Annotated in this window: 14 protein-coding genes; all 14 read right to left on the reverse strand. The window is 37.5% G+C overall.

The window, feature by feature from the left end:
* Positions 1-2 precede the first annotated feature (2 nt).
* The 14 genes from U8521_RS01165 to U8521_RS01230 all read right to left on the reverse strand — a co-directional run bounded on the left by U8521_RS01165 (position 3) and on the right by U8521_RS01230 (position 20,554).
* Positions 3-374, reverse strand: coding sequence for a GntR family transcriptional regulator (locus tag U8521_RS01165; protein ID WP_334332869.1), 372 nt, complete (start codon positions 372-374; stop codon positions 3-5).
* 148 nt (positions 375-522) lie between these two features.
* Positions 523-3,213 (reverse strand): cation-translocating P-type ATPase, encoded by a 2,691-nt coding sequence (locus U8521_RS01170; RefSeq protein WP_334351587.1) that lies wholly within the window; start codon positions 3,211-3,213, stop codon positions 523-525.
* A gap of 219 nt (positions 3,214-3,432) precedes the next feature.
* Positions 3,433-4,659 carry a GH25 family lysozyme gene (locus U8521_RS01175; RefSeq protein ID WP_334351588.1) on the reverse strand — a complete coding sequence of 409 codons (1,227 nt, stop codon included), beginning with the start codon at positions 4,657-4,659 and terminating at the stop codon, positions 3,433-3,435.
* A gap of 315 nt (positions 4,660-4,974) precedes the next feature.
* Positions 4,975-6,429, reverse strand: a complete 1,455-nt coding sequence (locus U8521_RS01180) for a glycoside hydrolase family 1 protein (protein ID WP_334332872.1) — start codon at positions 6,427-6,429, stop codon at positions 4,975-4,977.
* A gap of 1 nt (position 6,430) precedes the next feature.
* Positions 6,431-7,708 carry a PTS sugar transporter subunit IIC gene (locus U8521_RS01185; protein ID WP_334351589.1) on the reverse strand — a complete coding sequence of 426 codons (1,278 nt, stop codon included), beginning with the start codon at positions 7,706-7,708 and terminating at the stop codon, positions 6,431-6,433.
* A gap of 708 nt (positions 7,709-8,416) precedes the next feature.
* Positions 8,417-9,568, reverse strand: coding sequence for an ROK family protein (locus tag U8521_RS01190; protein WP_334332874.1), 1,152 nt, complete (start codon positions 9,566-9,568; stop codon positions 8,417-8,419).
* Between the two features lie 137 nt (positions 9,569-9,705).
* Positions 9,706-11,994 carry an alpha-xylosidase gene (yicI, locus tag U8521_RS01195; protein ID WP_334351590.1) on the reverse strand — a complete coding sequence of 763 codons (2,289 nt, stop codon included), beginning with the start codon at positions 11,992-11,994 and terminating at the stop codon, positions 9,706-9,708.
* A 505-nt stretch (positions 11,995-12,499) separates the two neighbouring features.
* A complete protein-coding gene (locus U8521_RS01200) occupies positions 12,500-13,312 on the reverse strand; it encodes an HAD family hydrolase (RefSeq protein ID WP_334351591.1) in 813 nt (270 codons plus the stop codon).
* A 68-nt stretch (positions 13,313-13,380) separates the two neighbouring features.
* A complete protein-coding gene (locus U8521_RS01205; protein WP_334351592.1) occupies positions 13,381-13,941 on the reverse strand; it encodes a hypothetical protein in 561 nt (186 codons plus the stop codon).
* A 5-nt stretch (positions 13,942-13,946) separates the two neighbouring features.
* Positions 13,947-14,531 (reverse strand): maltose acetyltransferase domain-containing protein, encoded by a 585-nt coding sequence (locus U8521_RS01210; RefSeq protein ID WP_334351614.1) that lies wholly within the window; start codon positions 14,529-14,531, stop codon positions 13,947-13,949.
* A 376-nt stretch (positions 14,532-14,907) separates the two neighbouring features.
* Positions 14,908-15,894 (reverse strand): aldose epimerase family protein, encoded by a 987-nt coding sequence (locus U8521_RS01215; RefSeq protein ID WP_334351593.1) that lies wholly within the window; start codon positions 15,892-15,894, stop codon positions 14,908-14,910.
* Positions 15,895-15,917: 23 nt separating this feature from the next.
* Positions 15,918-16,589, reverse strand: a complete 672-nt coding sequence (gene pgmB / locus U8521_RS01220; RefSeq protein WP_334351594.1) for a beta-phosphoglucomutase — start codon at positions 16,587-16,589, stop codon at positions 15,918-15,920.
* A gap of 56 nt (positions 16,590-16,645) precedes the next feature.
* The gene (locus U8521_RS01225; protein ID WP_334351595.1) at positions 16,646-18,889 is read right to left on the reverse strand and encodes a glycoside hydrolase family 65 protein; all 2,244 of its coding nucleotides are present in this window, start codon (positions 18,887-18,889) and stop codon (positions 16,646-16,648) included.
* Between the two features lie 33 nt (positions 18,890-18,922).
* A complete protein-coding gene (locus U8521_RS01230; protein ID WP_334351596.1) occupies positions 18,923-20,554 on the reverse strand; it encodes a glycoside hydrolase family 13 protein in 1,632 nt (543 codons plus the stop codon).

Genomic DNA, 20,554 nt, shown 5'->3' on the forward strand with positions numbered 1-20,554 from the left:
GCTTAATCCTCCAAAATTAATTCAAATAATTTTTTTAAATCACCATCACTGATTCCAAAACTTCGACCTTTTTGAATAGCTTTCTCAAAGTCCTCTTCCAGTTCTCTTTTTTGATCTTCGAATAACAAATCAGTATCAGTTGCAGTAACATAGGTCCCTTTCCCATGAATCGTGACCGTAAAACCCAGCTGATCCAATTGATCATAAGCTTTTTTGACCGTTAAGGCACTGATTTTTGATTCACGAGCCAACGACCGAACTGATGGAAGATTATCATTTTCCTTTAATTCACCCTTACGAATCAAAGTCTTGATCTGTTCAACTATTTGCTCATAGATTGGAATCATCGATGAGTGATTGATAATAATTTCCATTCATTTTCTCCTTTGAATGTAAACAGTGTATAACAGTGACTAACAGTTTTCAAGTGTTATATACTGTTTATTTTTTAAAAATCAAAAAAACAGCCTCTATTCTCCAACTTATTTAGAAAATAGATGCTGTTATTTTTAACAAAAAGTATTATTTCTTATTACTTTGACGTTGGAACATTTTAACGATTTCAACCACGATAATCATCAGAATGCCTGCTCCAAGAACGATTGACCATTGTAAGAGATTCAATTCTGTTACGTGGAACAATTTGTTAAAGCCAGGAACAACGATTGTTAAAGCAACCATGATAAAGGAAGTTGCGACACCAATGTTGAACATCTTGTTCTTGAATGGATGAACTGAGAAAATTGATTGGTAAGTTGATTTAACGTTAAATGCATGGAACAACTGAATCAAGGCTAAGGTTGCATAAGCCATTGTTAAAGCATCAGCATGCATAGCAGCACTTTCAGTATGAACTGGGAACATGATTGCTAAACCGTAAACTCCTAAAGTAATCAAACCTTCAAGAATTCCTTGGTAAATAATCGATGAACCGATTCCGCCACTTAAGAAACTTGATTTTCTCCCACGAGGTTTACGATCCATAATTCCTGGTTCAGTTGGTTCAACTCCCAAGGCAATGGCTGGGAAAGTATCAGTTGCTAAGTTGATCCAGAGCAATTGAACTGGTTGTAAAATATCCCATCCCAATAGGGTCATCATGAACAAAGTCAAAACTTCACCTAAGTTAGCGGACAAAAGATATTGAATTGATTTTTGAATATTGGAAAAGACTTTACGACCTTCTTCAACGGCGACAATAATAGTGGCAAAGTTATCATCGGCAAGAACCATATCTGAGGCACCCTTAGAAACTTCAGTACCTGTAATACCCATACCGATACCAATATCAGCTGACTTCAAAGCTGGCGCATCATTTACACCATCACCAGTCATAGCAACGACTTTACCCTTATCTTGCCAAGCACTGACAATTCTAACCTTATGTTCGGGTGACACACGAGCATAAACCGAATACTGTTTAACTTTTTTCGCGAATTCTTCGTCACTCATTTGATCCAATTGAGCCCCAGTGATAACGGCAGCGTCATCACCCGGTTTGATAATGCCAAGACGACCAGCGATAGCTTCAGCGGTATCTTGATGATCACCAGTAATCATGATTGGACGAATTCCAGCCTTTTTCGCATCTTCAACCGCTTTGGCAGCTTCAGGACGTTCTGGGTCGATCATTCCAATTAAACCGGCAAAAATCAAATCGTTTTCGACTGTCTCAGTATCGACTTTGTCAGGAATAGCGTCGATAATCTTGTATCCCATTGCCAAAACTCTTAAAGCTTGTGTAGCCATGGCTTTATTTTGTTTCAACAATTCTGTTTTATCGGCGTCAGTGAAATCGCGGACCTCATCTTTACTTGCTTGAATTCTGGTTACTCGCTGTAAAAGCATATCCGGAGCACCTTTGACGGCAACTAAGAATTTACCGTCACTTAATTGATGAATCGTCGACATCAATTTACGTTCTGAATCGAACGGTACTTCAGCAACACGAGGTTCTTTTTGTAATTCATCCTCTACTTTGTAGCCATGATCAAAACCAAATTGGACCAAAGCTGTTTCAGTTGGATCACCGACTAAGACACCATCATTTTGGATTTTGGTATCATTAGCAAAAGTCATCACTTGTAAAACTTTATCAGTGCCACTAATTGGAGCTGAGGAATCTTGCAATTTACCATACTGGTAAACTTTTTCAACGGTCATTTTATTTTGCGTCAAAGTACCAGTTTTATCAGATGCGACAATTTCCGTACTACCCAAAGTTTCAACAGCTGGCAATTTACGAACTAAGGCTTTTCTTTTAGCCATTCGTGTAGTACCTAAGGCCAAAATAATTGTAACAATTGCTGGCAATCCTTCTGGGATAGCAGCAACGGCTAGTGAAATAGCAACTAACATCATTTCAATAACTAATTGATTCATTGGTAAACCTTCGTGGTTATTGAAAATACCAACCGCAAAAATCACGGCAGCAATTCCTAAAATCAACCAAGTCAACGTCTTACCTAATGAATTCAAATTATCCTGAAGTGGAGTTCCAGTTTCTTCAGCTTTGTTGATCATACCAGCGATTTGACCAACTTGGGTATTCATACCAGAACCAACTACGATACCTGTACCACGACCATAGGTAACATTACTGTTCATATAAGCCATGTTCTTGCGATCACCAAGTGGGATATCTTCATCTGGTAAAATCTCAGCTTCTTTTTCAACTGGCACTGATTCACCAGTCAAAGCTGATTCCTCAATTTTCATGGAAGCTGAATCTAACAGGCGGATATCAGCTGGAACAATATCACCAGCCTCAAGTAAAACTACATCACCAACTACCAAGTCCTCACTGCTGATAGTTTCTAGTTTCCCATTTCTTTTAACATGAGCTTCCGGCGTTGACATTTCACGTAAAGCATCAATTGCTTCTTCCGCCTTTGATTCTTGGAAAACACCAAAGATTGCATTAACGATAACAACTGCCAAAATTAAACCAGCATCGGCCCACTCTTTGGCGACAATACCTGATATTAAAGCAGCTACTAATAAAACAATGATCATAAAGTCTTTGAATTGATCAAAGAACTTTTGAAACATCGTCTTTTTCTTGCCTTGTGCTAAGGCGTTGGGACCGTTTTGCTCCAAACGTTTTTTTGCTTCGTCGCTACTCAATCCCTCTTCACTGGTATTAAATTGTTTTAACAGTGAAGCTTCGTCTAAAGCATAAAACCTTGCTTTGACATTTTGTTCATCCTTCATAAAAACCCCTCCTTTAAAAAAAGAGACTTGCACACTAAATAAGCGTACAAGTCTCACTATTTAAGACAAAACCAGAGCTACGTCTTGTTGATGATTTTGCCACAGGCAACTTCTGCAAGTTACTCCCTTGTTTAAAGTCATTATAAATGATTGAAAAAATTAAAGCAAAAGAAAAAGCGAGAAATTTATTCTCACTTTTAAATTAAATTTCAAAATTATTTATTTTACTACATAGCTTGCATTGACCCATTCATTAGTAGCAACACGATAATAAGTTACCCCATTGACTACCTTAGTTTGATCAGTTTGCCATGATGTATTATTAGCCAAAGCACGGTTTGTAATCACTTTCATCGTGCCATCACTTTGAAGTGCTTCTAGTTTAACAGCATATGAGGCTGAATTATTAACTTTGATTACATTCTTAGTTGTTGAACTATCAGTTGAACCACTATTAGTTGTAGCTCCTGATAGAAAGCTAGCTGCAACCCATTCATTTGTGGCAACACGATAATAAGTTACCCCATTGACATCTTTAGTTTGATCAGTTTGCCATGATGTATTATTACTCAAAGCACGATTTGTGATTCTTTGCATCGTACCATCACTTTGTAAGGCCATCAATGGAACATAATTTCCAGAAGTGTTGTTAACTTTAATTACATTTTTGCTAGAAACGGTACTACTACTTGAGTTAGCACTACTGTCGGTCGTAGCTGATGAATTGTTATCAGTTGTTGTTGTAGTTGATGTTGGTGATGAATACTTTGTAAAGTAATCATCATACAATTCAGAAACATCAAAATTACCGCTACTACCACTAAACTTATAAGTACTTGACCATTGCCAAGCATGTTCAGTTGTATACCATTCTTTACCTGTTGGGTCATATGGATATGATGCAATCCAGCCTTGGCTGACACTCATCTTATATCCAACCCATGAACCCATTGTGTAAATAACAGAACGGTAACCATATTTGGCAACCTCATTCATAAAAGCTGCATTGTTAGCATCATTTTGTGATACTGACAAACCACTTTGTTCTGAGCTCTCAACATCAGTTGCTAAAACAGCCCCGCTTGGTAAACCATCGGCTTGAGCCAACTTAGCAGCGTAATCTGCCTCGGCAATTGCACCACTTACACTGTTGTATCTTGCATAGTGATAACCATTGACATACATCCCAGCAGATTTAGCAGCTGATATATTACCAGCCGCATTCGCATCTTTAAAAGATGTACCTTCACTAATTTTTATTGCCACAGCTTTGACGCCATAACTGTCGTGCATATTCTTGAAGTTAGAAACAGTCATTGCACCATTATTATTAGATACATCGACCATATCAGTCCGAGCAGCTTGGACCTTAGTCGCTCCAAAAAAGACGAACATGACGGACAAAACTGCCGCAAGTGTAACAATAATCCTTTTTTTTAAAGCCATATCCCTTGTTCTCCCTTTCGTTGCCATCGCAACAAACCAAATTATAAGTCAATATTTTTGCTTAGAGTTAAAAGTTACAAAGATGTTCACTGAAAGTAACAAAGTAACAATAATGTAACTAAAAAGTAAAATAAAAATATTGATTTTTTTGACTTTTTGGAGAATTGGTTGATTGCCGCCTCTGTTCTGAATTAAATATTCGTTCCAAAGAAAAACAAAAAAACAGCATCTATTTTCTAGTCCACAAAACTTAATTCGTTCACTATAAAAATAGATACTGTCCAATAAAGATATTTAATTTTTAATATATTTCTATTATGAATTCTTACTAATAAAATCTCGATACCAATAGAAACTCTTTTTAGGAATCCGGCGTAAATCTTTTTGATCATCGTCATCCCGATTAATATAAACAAAGCCATAACGTTTCTTATATCCGTTCAACCAGCTCAACAAATCAGTAAACGACCAAGCACAATAACCTAACAATTCTACTCCATCGGTCAAAGCTCGTTGCATCTCGGTAATGTGCTCTTGCAAATAATCGATTCTGTATTGATCATTGACGACATTGTTTGACTCCAACTTATCTTGGGCACCCAAGCCATTTTCTGTCACCATGATTGGTAATTGATACTTTTCATATACTCGACGTAAAGCAATTCTAAAACCGACTGGATCAATTTCCCATCCCCATTGAGTTTTATTCAGATAAGGATTCTGGACATTGTTGAACATCGTGGTCTCTGGAGCTTGTGCCTGAGCGGACTTTGGTTGCATCAAATACGGATCTGTTTTAGAAAAATTCTTTTCGTGCTGATCTGTATTTGGATGTTCAATTTGATTTTGTTGGAAAGTTCCACCGTGATAGTAGTTGATTCCTAAAAAGTCTGGTTTAGCCGACTTTAAAAGTTTTTCATCGGCAGCACTAACTTCTGGAGCAACTCCCAAAGCCTTCAAGTGGTTCATCACTAAGGCCGGATATGTTCCTCGACAATAGACGTCTAACCACCAATTGTTATTAAAATCGTCAGCATTGTCAGCAGCCAAAACATCATCTGGGTTAGCGGTGATTGGATACGTTGGTCCATAACCAAAACTAGGTCCAATCATGCCATTGGGAACTAATTCGTGGAACAAGTTGATAGCCGTGGCATTGGCCAAATTAATGATATGGTTAGCGGCATACATCCTTTTGATGTCAGTCACATTTGGTGGATGTGAAGCCCAGCGATATCCCATAGCCGTGAAAATATTTTGTTCATTGAATGTGACCCAGTATTTAACTTTACTTCCATAAGCGTTGAAAACAGCTTGGCAGTATTTTTTAAAGGCATCGATCACACTTCGAGATTCCCAACCACCATATTTATCCTGCAAGGCTTGAGGAATATCCCAATGATAAAGCGTGATTACTGGTTCAATATCATGCGCTAATAAATCATTGATCAAATCATCGTAGAACTTGATTCCTAATTGATTGATTTCTCCATCACCATCAGGAATAATTCTTGACCAGGCAATTGAAAAACGGTAGGCTTTCAAACCCATCTCCGCCATTAATTCGACGTCTTCTTTATAGCGATGATAGTGATCAACCGCTACATCACCATTTGTACCGTGAAATGTTTTTCCGGGAATCTTGGAAAAGGTATCCCAAATCGAAGGTCCTTTACCATCCTCATTCCAAGCACCTTCTATTTGGTAGGCCGCCGAAGCAGCTCCCCAGAGAAAATTTTTTGGAAACTTTTTTAATTTTTGATAATACATTTTAAGCTCCTTTTACAGCTGAATCTGCTTGAGCAGCCTTTTGAGCATCTTCTTCTTGTTCAGTCTTTAATTCTTGTCTGTCCAAGACTTTAAAGAATGGATAATAAGCTGCTACTGCAACGATCAATTCGATCAATTGCCAAAGAGCTGCACGCCAGTCACCACCGGTCATTAGAAAACCACTGATAACAGTTGGCGTTGTCCATGGAACTTGGGCTACGATCATACCAATAACGCCAAATTTCATCAGATAGTAAGTGATGAATTCCAAAACCATTGGCGTAACAATAAATGGAACCATCAGAGTTGGGTTCAAAACAACTGGTAGACCGAACATGATAGGTTCACTAATGTTGAAGACTGAAGGCATCAATCCTAAATTACGCATTGCCTTGTAACGTTGACTCTTAGCAGTGAACATACATAAAACTAAACCTAAAATTGCACCGGTACCACCGATTGTCAAACCAAAGTTCAAGAAACCATCGGCTGCGATATGAACTGGAGCATGGCCCTTTGATACCGCATTGATATTAGCAGTCAAGAAACTCAAGAAAACAGGTGTATAAATACTTCCGATAACATTTGTACCATGAACACCAACGACCCATAGTGCCAAAACTAAGAAGATAGCTAATTCAATTCCCCAAATGCTATCTAGTCCGACAACTAATGGTGAGAAAATAACTTGAATAACTGAGTTGATATTGATATGCAACACAACTCTGACTAACCAAACAATGAATAAAGCGATGGAACCAGGAATCAAAGATGAAAATGATTTTGCTACTGCAGGTGGAACTGAATCTGGCAACTCGATCGTCCAATTACGGGCTACACAGAAACGAATAATTTCACTAGAAATAATGCAGACCACGATAGCGGTAAAGATACCACCAGAACCAAGGTCAGCTGGATCGATAGCCATTTTGTCATTCAACATTGCTAATAAAAATGCAACTGTTGGGATAACTGTTCCGGTCATCGTATCCAATTTATTGGCTTTAGCTGATTGATAACTGATACCCATTGCCACAATCAAAGCCAAAATACCAAATGTTACTGTAACTGCGGCATTCAAGTAACCTGAAATAGGTTTGATGAAATCAGCCCACCAAGTGAATGGCAAGTTTGCCACAATCATAAAAATACTTCCAAAAATCGTAAATGGAATTGTAATGATCATCCCATCACGAAGCACAACCATGTACTTTAGATTTCCAAATTTTGCTAAAGCTGGCAAAAATTTGTTTTGAAATCCAGAAATAATACTCTTCATAATTTTCCCTCCTAGTTAGTTTTTTCATTAAAAGAACTAACTAAAATGTAATCGTTTTCTTTGACTTAGTCAAGAGTTATTGAAGAAAAACTAAATTTCTTTTTGATGGGTGGTGGTTAATTGCCGTCTTCCATGAAAGCTTTGTGGACGCTGGAACGCTGTGGGGCGACTTGGAGCCAATTCCAAAATCAGGAATTGTCTTCAAGCTCACCCTTTCACTAAATGCTAAAGCATTAAGTGAAATTTCACGGCTGAGCATCCACAAAGCTTTCACTCCAGACTAGATCCTATTCTTAGTTTTTGGGTAATTTATTCTGATTTTGGTAACCTTTTCTATTCCGAATCCTTAGAATTTCTATTTATAATAAAAAAAGCAGTATCCATTTTCTAGTGTTTGAAACTTAATTCGTTCACTATAAAAATAGATACTGCTATTTTTTTGTTTTAAATCATACAAGAAAAATCTGGAATAGAACGGTTATTTCTAAAAAACTAGAAAGAATTAAACCATAGATCCGTTCTTCAGTCCAGAGCAACAAACTCGATTTGGCTCAAATGTGAAATTTTGGTTAGTGCTTTAGCACTTACCAAAAGGCCGAGCTTGGAAATGCCGCGCACCTTGCGGTAGTTTCAAGTCGTGCCCACATTGTTCCAGCCAAAATCGAGTTTGTTGCGGAGGACGGCATACTTTTCCCCCACATAAAAAAGTTAATCAACACTTGGTACTGTTCTCTTTTTAAATTTCAATTCAGCTTTTGGTAGCTCTAAAATACTGCGCGTAATTAAAGCACAGCCCCCAAGCAGATTGTCATTATTCGTACTGTCTGCCATCTCAATATTAATCGGATGATTAACCACATTGCTCATCAAATTCTCTACTTCTGGCAATAACTCTGGAATTGCTCGTAAAATTTTTGAACTGAGGACAATTTTTTCGGGATCAAACAGCAATAAAATATTCTGTAAAATAATTGAAAGACTTGCTTGGAAATTTTTTAAGACTACTAAGGTATCTTCATCTTCCAAGTCATACCAACGCTTAATATCGGCAATCACTACCGGTTTACCCTTCAAATCAGTTAAGTTATTCAAGACTGCTTGGTCTGAACCGACTTCATCCAGTGCTGTCGGTTGACTGCTTCCTAAGCCGAGGTATCTGGCATTGCCAATTTCCCCAGCTTGAGAATTTTTCCCACTGTATAATTGGCCGTCAATAATCATCCCTACAGCAACTCGATCAAACAAACTGACCGCTGCAGCGGATTCAATCTCTTTTTCTGAAAAATCTCTAATTGCTAAAGCTGCTAAACTAGCTTCATTTTCTATGACAACTGGAACATTAAACCTGCTTTGAAGAATCTGAACTAGATCAAATTTTGCTAAATCATCATTTAAGGCACAGACGATATGGTTATCTTTGACTACTCCATCGATTGCCACTGAAATGCCCATTAAATCTGAATTGTCTAATTCCATCAATTTGATTCCTGAATACAAGGCCAATAATTGTTGGGAAGCTTCTTTGCCTTCAGTTGGAAATTCCTTGTGATCGATCGTACTGCCATCAAGCCAGTTTGCCATACAGCTGACCGAATTACTGTTAATTTTAGTGTTGATGGTGTAGCCAGCTTGAGCATTAAAGTTAGTTAAAACCGGTTTGCGACCGCCACTACTTGTACTGTTACCTTGTCCAATATCATAAACTAAATTATCATTTTCCAATTGAGTGAAAATATTGTAGACCGTCGATTTGGTCAAACCTAATTTTTTAGCCACGTCAGCTCTTGAGGTTGGTGTCTGATTAAAAACTTCGCGTAAGACATTTAACTCATTAATTCTTCTGATTGTTAGTCGATTCATTTCACCAACCCCTTATAAATTTATCTATATGTACAATCATACTACATGTGTATAGACCAACGAATAAAAAAAACACCAATCCATTGAATTGATGTTTATGCACGACAATTGGGGCATTTCGAGGGCGCGAAATCTCTTTAGAAAGTAAATTCAGCTTCGTCTGCGACTAACTTGGCTGATTTAGTCTTGTCGTTGTCGTGCAAGATAACTGTCACATCTCCAGAAAGTCCAGAGGTCTTGACAATTACGCGATTATTTTCTTTTTTAGCGGTGATGTTTGCGACATCCTGACCGTGAATATTGGCTACTTTGGTTGAGATTGTCCCATCTGTTAGTTGATATAAATGAATCTCAACATCCTTCGTGTAGTCATATGAAGCGTGATGGCTATTATTGTGGCGGACGATGATGCTGTTTTCTCTAACCAAAACTGGCAGACTTAATTCGTCAAATTGTTGATCGACCCACTTGCCGGATTCAGGTGCTTGATAGACTTGTCCGTCTAAAATGCTAGTCCACTTGCCTCCTGGCAAATAGAAGTGTGCTTGGCCTGTTTCGTTAAAGATCGGAGCAACCAAAATCTGTGAACCAAACATGTATTGAGTACCATTGTCATAGACGTTTGGATCTTTTGGAAATTCCATGAACATCGGGCGCATCAAAGGATTGCCATAACTTGCAGAATGTGCTGCTTGAGTGTACAAATAAGGCATCAAGGACAACTTCAAATCAACGTAACGTTTGGTATTCTCAACTGCTTCTTGATCAAAGTTCCAAGGAACTCGATAGACATTACTGCCGTGATAGCGACTGTGTGAAGACAACAAGCCAAACTGAGTCCAACGTTTATAAAGGTCAGCTGTTGGCATATCTTTGCCATCTTCAAAGCCACCGATATCGTGACTCCAGAAACCAAAACCAGAAAGCAAGAATGACAAACCACCACGCAAAGTATCACGCATCGAATTGTAGTTGGAAAGGCAGTCTCCACCCCAATGAACGGGATACGATTGTGAACCAGCGGTTGCTGAACGAGCAAATACTACCGCCTCATCTTCACCTTTTACTTCAGCAATTGCGTCATAAACAGCCTTATTGTACTGCAAAGTGTAATAGTTATGCTCTTGTTGAGGATCGGAACCGTCAAAGAACTTCACATCATCGACTGGAATGCGCTCGCCAAAGTCAGTCTTAAAGCAGTCGACACCCATCTTTAATAGCTCCTTGAGCTTGTCTTGATACCACTTAACAGCATTTGGATTAGTGAAGTCAACAAAACCATTACCAGCTTGCCAAAGATCCCATTGCCAAACGTCTCCGTTTAAGCGCTTTAACAAATATCCTTTTTCCTTAGCTTCTTTAAACAAAGGTGATTTTTGAGCGATGTAAGGATTGATCCAAACGCAAGTCTTGATTCCTCGGTCATGAATCTTTTTCAATAAACCTTCAGAATCAGGAAATTGATCTTTATCCCATGCCAAAGTACACCATTCAAAGCCTTTTTGCCAGAAACAGTCAAAGTGGAAGACATCTAATGGAATATGATGTTCTTTCATACCATCGATGAATTTCAATACCGTCTCTTCACTGTAATCAGTTGTGAATGAAGTACTGAGCCAAAGTCCGAATGACCAAGCTGGAGGCAAATTGATTTTACCAGTCAATTGCGTATAACGATGTAAGACTTCTTGTGGCGTTGGACCATAGATCACGTAATACTGTAACGATTGACCTTCAGTACTGAATTGTACCCGATCAACATTTTCAGAACCGACTTCAAACGAGACTCTTTGCGGTTCATCGACAAACACGCCGTAGCCGTTACTACTGATATAAAATGGCACATTCTTGTAGGCCTGTTCACTACCAGTGCCGCCGTCTTGATTCCAAGTATCAATGGATTGACCATTCTTAACGAAATTACCAAAACGTTCGCCTAAACCATAGATTTTTTCCTCAATTCCCATTGATAATTGTTCACGCATGTAATTTATTTTTTTATCATGATCATAAATGACCCCTTGAGCCTTAGGTGCTGACTCAGTAATCAAATGATTATTTGCGCTAAATTTTAAATTGAAATCACGTTTCAAAGGTAAGGTTACTTTCAGTTCGCCGCTTTGTAGACTAGCCGAATCCTCACCGATTGAAATATCAACGTCTGGTTTCAAATCATTAATTTTAAATGCCGGGCCATGATCTTCACTGTCGAAATGTTCTAACTTTACGCCAATTACATTCTCAACCGGTGAAGTAAAGGTCAAGGTCGTTGCCCCAAGGTTCAATTGATCACCACGAGTAGTGATTTTATTAAATGGCGCAAAAGCTGACAATGTCCGATCTGCTTTTTTTACGTCATAAACTTCCATTGGTGAATTAACGTCATATTGCTCACGATTCATCCAATAACCATTAGTAAACTTCACTAAATGCACCCTCTTTATTGGTATTTTAGTTTGTTCTTTTAACGAACTAACTAAGTTAACGCTTACATTATAAACAACATTCGCCCTGGAATTCAATTGATTTTTTGATTTCTTTTCAAATTTTGTTAAAAAGGTAGTATTTTGTGGTATTTGGAAGGTGGTATTTTGACAAGTTATTGGGTTTCCCCTCTTTATTCAAAATAGAAGTAATAATAGAAATAGAAAAAGATCCTACTAGATTGCAGCAGTTTCCAACAACTCTAGTAAGATCTTCTATTTTTTTACATCAGATTAAATCAATTAAAATATTAAAGGCTATAACGTATCCAGACCGTAAAACCGTAAAAATCTCAATTCGAATAGAATACTATTCAATTCCAGAATTTATTGAGATACTGCAAAAAAACTGAAATCCAGCTATACCCACAGCGTTCCAGCGTTTCCCAGAACTGTTGCGGAAGACGGCAACATACCCTCTCTTCAAAATAACTTCTTCAATCTATTTCTAAAACAATTCTCTAAAATGTGCTTCTAAAAATGTTGCTATTCCGTCATTTACATTCGAATCAGTTACAAAGTTAGCTGCTTCTTTGATTTCTGGAATAGCATTGCCCATTGCTACTGAATAATGAGCTTGTTTCATCATTCCCAAATCGTTCATTCCATCGCCGAAAACAAATGTGTGATCTTTGTCTACTCCTGTTTCTAGTTGAACTTTCTTGATAGCTGTACCCTTGTCGGTCTTTAACGGGATCATTTCGATATTATCAGGGCCTGAAGCTGATAGGCGTAATAATTTAGTTGCTGCTAATTCTTTTCTTACTTGGTCCAATTCGTCCATATCACCGCGTGACAAAACTACTCCATTAGTAATAATTCCGGCAATTTTTTGTAGCTCTTCAAAGTTTTCAATCTCGTGATAACCAAAGGCTTCATCAAAGTTTCCGGCATTTTGAGCAATGAAGTGTGGAATTTTTTCGGTGAAGTAGGCTGTATCTGGGGTGAACAGCATCATCGGTAACTTTCTGTCGTGTGTCACTTTGTAGGCAGCTTCCACTGTCTTCTTGCCCAATAATGTAACTTCTTGACCGTTGATTCCATCAAAAACTGCGCCATTTGAGGTGATCATCCCTACTTCTGAATTCAAACGGTTCTGCGTGATTTTGGCTAGTTCGTACATTCTACCGGTCGAGATGTAAAATTTTACTTCGTGCTTTTGCAATTTCTCGATGGTGGCTTTGGTACGAACGGAAATGTGTTTATGGTCACTTCCTAATAAAGTGTTATCAAGATCCATAAAAACTAGATATTTTGGCATGTAAACTCCCTCGAATCCTTATTAGTAAACTCATAATACATTGTACCAAATTTTTGCAACCGTTTACTTTACTTTGTTGGAAATCTCACTCCATGGCTAACAAAATTATCTAGGTTCAAATCCATGACTTGCTCTATCCTACCGACATTTCTAAAATCATTGAATCGTGACAAATCACTCACTTCCACCGACAAATAACCATCATCATTTTTAGCTATCATTAAAGCTTCCAAATCATTTTTGGGGGCAAACTTTGATTCATCAAATGAACTAAATTGTGTCACGCGAACTTTGGCTTGTGATAACTTCATTTGTGAAACATCTAAAAAAACTGGCTCTAACTCTTGTAATGATTTTTCTTTGACAATTTTTTGAGCCAACTGACCATACTGTTTAAATTGGGGCGAGTTGGCGTGGATTTGATAACTAGTATTATCTTTATACATTTCAAAAACAAAATTAGTCGTCCCAGCTGTATCCAAATGTGTAGACAACATCATCAAAGTATTCGCTTCTGTTTCAAAAGATGTTTGAAAATTATTTTCTCCTTCATCCAAAAAAGCCTGCCGCTTATTTGAATCAATCACTAATTTATACATCCGAAAAATTGGAGCTTGCTCTAAATTCATCTATTTCACCGACCTAACTTTGGTAATTTTTTTATCACTTTAGCTGGTACACCACCGACAACGCAATTATCAGGAACATCTTTGACAACGACTGCTCCCGCGCCAACGATAACGTTATTACCAATGTGGACTCCAGCAATAACCGTAACGTTGCCACCAATCCAGACATCATTGCCGACTGAAATTGGTTGCGTGTAAGTAATTAAGTATTTACTTCCATCCTCCCTAGTTCCAAAACGTTTTGTGGCATCAAGTGCATGCTCACCACAATAAAATTTAGTATCCGGAGCCACAATTACTCGATCACCCAAAGTTATTTTATTAGAATCTTGAAAATAACAATTACCATTAATAAAATCACTGTCACCGAACGAAATGTGTTTACCATAGATTGCTCCAAATTGACCATTGATCGTCAAATTTGAGCCAACGTGGCCAAATAAATTTCTAATAACGATTTGACGTTTATCCTGATCAGTCTCGTGATTCAAATCGTAAATCAAATTTTTAGCATTTTGAATCATCCCTTGTAGTTCTGGATCACGATAATCATAATCTTGACCTGCTAATAATTTCTCATGTTCTGTCATCAAAATAAACTCCCCCTTCTTAATAATTTAAAGTACGTAACTTTTTAACTAGACCTAACATAAATACAATTTGCTTCAACCACATCAACTAGCTTTTGTTCTTCACCATTAAAGTGCAGATTTCCACCCTCACGCGCTCTTTTCAAAACTTCGTCTTTATTCAATTAACTTTACTTATAGAGTAAAGTCAATGGCAGGTTTCGTCTAATACTTATCTTGCATTTTATAAAATGCAAATAACGTATAACTAAAAATTATCCTAAGAAATTAAAAATCTGCTATTTAGTCCGGAGCAACAAACTGAATTTGCTGTGGAGAACGGCACACTTCACCCAAAAAAATCCTAAAAGCCTTTTTGCCTTTAGGATTTTTAAATTTAATTTAATTTGCGATAACGATATTTATTCGTATAAACCACTTTTTCATCTTTATTCAACACAATATCGCCAAATTCTGGATGATGGATTGCGTCAGGTAACGTCTGTAGTTCCATTGCCAAACAATCATATTCACGTTTATCAGCTTTTTTTTCATCAATTGGGTTAGCGGTAAAAATCACCATCCCATTACGATCAGTTTCAAGATCGACCGCACGATCCTGACTACTGATGGTTGCAGCTTTTCTACCTACCACAAAGGCATCATCATATTCAAACTTATCTAATAAAGCCAATTCATCTAGACCTTGACCAATCTTTTTAGGTTGTTTGAAGTCATATGGTCCATCGGTTGGTAACAATCGACCAGTTGGAACCTTACCATCATCTACATCGAGAAAATCATCGGCGTTGATTTGTAATTTTTGATCACGAATATTTTCGTCACCAACGTTGAAGTAAACGTGACATGTTGGATTAAAGAGCGTGTCATGATCACTGATACCAGAATAAAGAATCGTTACTTCGTCGTCATCACTTAAAATATAAACGACACTAACGGCTAACTTGCCAGGAAAACCATCCTCACCATTGACTACGTACTTAAATTTAACCGCTTGGTCAGTAACAATTTCACCCTGAAAGTTTTGATATTGCAAACCGTGACTACCACCATGCAGGAAATTTTCACCCTCATTTTGCTCCATCTGATACTCTTGTCCCTTGATCTTGAAAGTGGCATCTTTAATACGACCAGCCACACGTCCAATCGTTTTTCCAACTTGATAAGGTGTCTTGATGTAATCATCAAGATTATCAAAATGTTCGATCAATGAATGTTTCTGTCCGTCTTCCACCACTTCAAAGTTTTGCCAAGTTGCGGCATAACTTAAAAGACTAATACTAGTTTGGTTTTTATTAGTAATCTTGTAGAGGTAAACCGGTTCAGAATCAATTTCCCCAAAAATTGTTTTTGAAACTGTCATATTCCTACCTACTTTTTATTTTATTAAGCCATAGCTTTCTTGATATTTTCCAAAGTTACTTCTGAAGTGTCATTGAAGTTGATGTCAGCAGCTTTAAGGACCTCTGGATCACCAATTCCAATTGATGTTTCATTAGCAGCGTTGATTGATTGTACACCAGCTGCGGCATCTTCAACTCCGATACACTCTTCTGGTTTCAAGTTGAGAATCTCTGCTCCACGGACGTAAATTTCTGGATCTGGCTTACCGTGTTTCAAAGTAGCTGGATCAACTCGTTCTTTGAAGTATTTGTCGAGATTCAAAGCTTCCAAAACTTTTGGTGCATTCTTTGAAGCTGAAGCTAGAGAAATCAAATAGTTGTGAGCGGCAAGATCTTCGATGAAAGCTTTCATACCAGGCAAAATATCGTCATCAGTCAAATTGCTCAAAAGATTGACGTAGTTCTCATTTTTCTTAGTAGCGTATTTTACTTTCTCTTCTTGTGTGTAATCGTTTTCTTTGCCACCAGCTTTAAGAATCAATTCCAAAGAATCCATGCGGCTAACACCCTTTAATTGGTCGCCGAGTTCATCTGTCCATGTGACACCTAACTCATCAGCCAATTGGTGCCAAGCTTTAGCGTGATAAATTGATGTACTAGCAATCACGCCATCTAGATCGAATACAAAACCTTTAATTAGTTCAAATTTTACCATAAGTCTTCTCCTTCACAAAAAGGTGCCCGAAGAATCTTCAGACACCTTAAATACAATTATTTAAGCATTAGTGGTTTGTCATAAACGTTGATTTGAAGTGGATCTCCTGAAACTAACTTGAATTCTGGTCCAGCTTCTTTAACAGTTACTTCGATGACACGACCTCTGAATACTTGTCTGAATGAGTAACTATTCCATTTCTTAGGTAGGAATGGTTTGTAACTCAAAGTACCATCGTCATGTACACGCATACCAGCAAATCCTTGAACCATAGCTAACCAGCCACCAGTCATGGATGTGATATGCAAACCATCTGCAGTGTCATTATTATAATTGTCTAAGTCTAGTCTAGCTGTTCTCTCATATAAAGCAACCGCTTTCTCTTCATAATGAAGATCAGCTGCTAATACAGAGTGAATTGCAGGCGAAAGACTTGACTCGTGAACTGTCAATGGTTCATAGAAGTCAAAATTACGTTTCTTTTCGCGTTCTGAGAAATCATCGATGAAGTCCCAGATTCCTTGAAGAACATCACCTTGTTTGATATATGGTGAACGTAAAATCTTATCCCATGACCAATGTTGATTGATTGGCAATTGATCTTCTGGAATAGCACTGACTGGTTCGATGTCTTTGTCTAAGAAACCGTCATGTTGAACGAAAATTCCTAGATCCTCATCATATGGTAGATACATTTTGTCTACAATATCTTGCCAATGATCCATCTCTTCTTTAGTAACAGCCAGCTTTTCAAATTGTTCTTTTGAAACTTCACCAAGAATCTCCAAAGTGTATTTCAATGTCCAACGTGCTAACAAGTTTGTATACCAGTTATTGTCAACGTTATTCTCATATTCATCAGGACCGGTTACACCGTGAATCATGTACTTTTCATTACGTTTACTATAGTGAACACGATCAGCCCAGAAGCGTGACATTTCAGTCAACATCTTACTACCTTCATGAAGAACAAATGACTTATCACCTGTATAACGTGTGTAGTTGTAAATAGCGAACGCTATATCGCCGTTACGATGAATCTCTTCGAAAGTAATTTCCCATTCGTTATGACATTCGATTCCGTTGAAAGTAACCATTGGATACAAAGCGCCCTTAAGTCCTTGTCTTTGGGCATTAATGTAAGCTCCATCGAGTTGGTTATAACGATACATTAAGAGATTTCTAGTAACTTCTGGCTGTGATACGCCTAAGTAAACTGGTATACAGAATGCTTCTGTGTCCCAATAAGTAGCTCCACCATATTTTTCACCAGTAAAGCCTTTTGGCCCAATATTTAGTCGTGAATCTTCGCCAGAATACGTTGTAAATAAACCAAAGAGGTTGAAACGCATACCTTGTTGAGCATCTGTGTCACCGTCGATCTTGATATCTGATTGATTCCAACGATCAGCCCAAACATTTTCATGTGCTGAGAGTAAATCTTCGTAAGAAACTTTAACAGTTCTTGCAGAAATACCTTCCATAGCATCTCGAATATCGTCAACTGATTCATAATCACGTGATGTCACTACGATAACACGCTTTTCAAGACTACCAACTTCATTTGGTTGAAGGTTGATTTCAAAAGTTTTGCTTGTTTCCAGTTTACCAACTTGATGGTCAACTTCTTTTAATTCAGTCACATAACTAACTTGCATCCCTGAAGTAAATCTTGGAGTGCCAAAGTCATTTGGTTTAGTTTCAGCAATAATGCCATTTTCCGTAATTTCTAGTACTTGCCAGAAATGCTCGTCGTAGTTTGCATCTTCATTTTTGACGTCAGCGTCCAAACTAGAAATTACCTTAACATTGACTTCTTTATCGCCAACATTTTCAAAACTAACTTTTTGAACTGACAATTCCTTTTGAGCTACACTCAAGAATCTTTCAAAGTTGAATTTAACTTTACTGCCATCTTTTTCAACCACGAATGAACGATTCAATTTAGCATTCTTCATGTCCAAATCCAAAGTAAAGTCGCTGATTTTATCAGTGTATAAATCAAGCTTTGAACCGTTGATCAAAAAATTCATCTTAATGAAATTAACGGCATTGATAACCTTACCAAAGTAATCAGGATAGCCATTCTTCCACCAGCCGACACGAGTTTTATCAGGATACCAAACACCAGCTAAATAAATTCCAGGAAGACTGTCGCCAGAATAATCTTCTTCAAAATTACCACGCATCCCCATATAACCATTTCCTAAACTGGTCAAACTTTCTTGTAATCGTTTATTTTCCTTGTCTAATTTGTGTGTGACCACATTCCAAGGTGCCACTTCAAATATTCTTTTCATCTTTCAAACCACCATACATATAAAATTTAATTTCTAATTAATTTTTTTGAAAACTGTTACAGCATAAGGTTTAACTTGTACAAATTTGTTGATTTGCAAAGTTTTATCATTAGTTAAAACTATTTGCCAATCATTTTTAACGATTTTATTAGGTAACGTTACATTACGAAGTTTTTCGCTTAAATTGCTGATAATTAAGAAAGTTTGATCTTTGTCTTTACGTAAGTAACTGAATACACTCGGATCATCATCCAAAATCAATTCAAAATCACCATCAGTTAAAGCTTTCTCACTCTTTCTCAAAGCAATCAGTTTCTTGTAAAAATTCAAGACAGAATCATTATCTTTTTCTTCGGTCTCAACATTGATTGTCTTGTGATTATCGTTAACTGCCAACCAAGAACTCTTTTTAGAAAAACCAGCAAATTGTGAATCATCCCATTGCATTGGTGTCCGCGCATTATCTCGTGACCAATGTGACATAATTTTCATCGTCTCTTCTTTTGAATGATTCTCTTCAATCTTTTTAAAAATATCCATATCCAAGCCATCCATCTGTTCTGGTTTAGTAAATGGATAGTTAGTCATTCCTAGTTCTTGACCTTGATAAATAAATGGCGTACCCCTTAACAGCATGTAGGTTACTGCAATTGCCTTAGCTGATTGTTTAGTTTGATTACCTAAAACTGTATTGATTCTAGGATTATCATGGTTTTCTACGTAAAGTGCGTTCCAACCGCCATCAGCTAAATCTCTTTGCCAGCGAGCTAAGACTTTCTTAAATCCACGTGGGTCGATTCGTTGTTCCCCGGGCTTGCCGACTTGAACGTTTTGCTCAAGTTGAAAAATCATATTGATGTAGCCATAACGATTAGGATCTGTCCAGTTGATGGCTTTGCGACTCGTAACACCACTAGCTTCACCAACTGTCATGACTGAATATTCATTAAAAATATCACGAAGTTCAGTCATATATTTATCGATCCCTTTAACATTCATAAATGGTGCCCAAGGATTATCTTTAATTTTAAAGTCCCAAGGTTCCTTTTGAATGTGACTGATGGCATCCATTCTGAATCCATCAATACCAAGATCAAGCCACCAACGAATCATCTTATAAATTTCCTGACGAACTTTAGGATTTTTCCAATTCAAATCCGGTTGTTCGGCTGCAAAAACATGGAAATATGCTTGACCTGAGTTTTTGTCATAAGTCCAAGCAGAATGTCCAGAAAAACTCTTCCAATCGTTTGGCATCTTGTCAGGTGTCGCATCAGCCCATAGATAGTAATCACGATAAGGATTGTCTTTACCTTTTTTTGATTCTAAGAACCAAGGATGTTGATCAGAGGTGTGATTGATTACTAAATCTAAAATAACCTTGATGTCCAAAGCGTGAGCTTTACTCAACAACTCTTTGAAATCTTCCATTGTCCCAAATTCAGGTTCAATACTTTCATAATCGGAAATGTCATAACCATTATCAACATTAGGAGATTTATAAATCGGATTGACCCAGATAAAATCAATACCTAAGTCTTTTAAATAAGGTAACTTTTCGATGATACCGCGGATATCACCCACACCATCATCATTAGTATCTTTAAAACTCCGTGGATAAACTTGATATCCAACAGCGTTTTTCCACCAAGTTTTGTCTGCCAT

It is taken from the genome of Companilactobacillus miaonis (assembly GCF_036913615.1).
GTDB lineage: Bacteria > Bacillota > Bacilli > Lactobacillales > Lactobacillaceae > Companilactobacillus.

Coding starts and splice junctions, on each gene's coding strand:
- U8521_RS01165 (WP_334332869.1), bottom strand. CDS start 374: ATGGAAATTATTATCAATCACTCATCGATGATTCCAATCTATGAGCAA.
- U8521_RS01170 (WP_334351587.1), bottom strand. CDS start 3,213: ATGAAGGATGAACAAAATGTCAAAGCAAGGTTTTATGCTTTAGACGAA.
- U8521_RS01175 (WP_334351588.1), bottom strand. CDS start 4,659: ATGGCTTTAAAAAAAAGGATTATTGTTACACTTGCGGCAGTTTTGTCC.
- U8521_RS01180 (WP_334332872.1), bottom strand. CDS start 6,429: ATGTATTATCAAAAATTAAAAAAGTTTCCAAAAAATTTTCTCTGGGGA.
- U8521_RS01185 (WP_334351589.1), bottom strand. CDS start 7,708: ATGAAGAGTATTATTTCTGGATTTCAAAACAAATTTTTGCCAGCTTTA.
- U8521_RS01190 (WP_334332874.1), bottom strand. CDS start 9,568: ATGAATCGACTAACAATCAGAAGAATTAATGAGTTAAATGTCTTACGC.
- U8521_RS01200 (WP_334351591.1), bottom strand. CDS start 13,312: ATGCCAAAATATCTAGTTTTTATGGATCTTGATAACACTTTATTAGGA.
- U8521_RS01205 (WP_334351592.1), bottom strand. CDS start 13,941: ATGAATTTAGAGCAAGCTCCAATTTTTCGGATGTATAAATTAGTGATT.
- U8521_RS01210 (WP_334351614.1), bottom strand. CDS start 14,531: ATGACAGAACATGAGAAATTATTAGCAGGTCAAGATTATGATTATCGT.
- U8521_RS01215 (WP_334351593.1), bottom strand. CDS start 15,894: ATGACAGTTTCAAAAACAATTTTTGGGGAAATTGATTCTGAACCGGTT.
- pgmB (WP_334351594.1), bottom strand. CDS start 16,589: ATGGTAAAATTTGAACTAATTAAAGGTTTTGTATTCGATCTAGATGGC.
- U8521_RS01225 (WP_334351595.1), bottom strand. CDS start 18,889: ATGAAAAGAATATTTGAAGTGGCACCTTGGAATGTGGTCACACACAAA.
- U8521_RS01230 (WP_334351596.1), bottom strand. CDS start 20,554: ATGGCAGACAAAACTTGGTGGAAAAACGCTGTTGGATATCAAGTTTAT.